A 288-nucleotide genomic window follows, 5' to 3' on the forward strand; every position below is an offset into this window, starting at 1 on the left:
GTCGGTGTCGAGGATGATGTACGGGTCGGAGCCGCCAAGCTCAAGGACGACCTTCTTCAGGTTGCGGCCGGCCGTCTCGGCGACGACGGTGCCGGCCCGCTCGGAGCCGGTCAGCGACACGCCGTGCAGCCGCGGGTCGGCGATCATCGCGGCGACCTGCTCGTGGGTCGCGAAGAGGTTGACGTACACGCCGTCCGGCACGCCCGCGTCCTTCATGATCTGCGCGATCGCCAGGGCCGAGGTCGGGCAGTTTTCCGCGTGCTTGAGTATGACGGTGTTGCCGACGAT

The 288-nt window shown here is 68.1% G+C and carries 1 protein-coding gene; it reads right to left on the reverse strand.

Features of this window, described 5'->3' with window-relative positions; genetic code table 11:
* A partial coding sequence (locus DYY66_RS14120) for an aldehyde dehydrogenase family protein (RefSeq protein ID WP_255496093.1) occupies nt 1–288 on the reverse strand: 288 nt, incomplete at both ends.

The organism is Candidatus Nitrosotalea sp. FS, from assembly GCF_011319475.1.
Lineage (GTDB): Archaea > Thermoproteota > Nitrososphaeria > Nitrososphaerales > Nitrosopumilaceae > Nitrosotalea.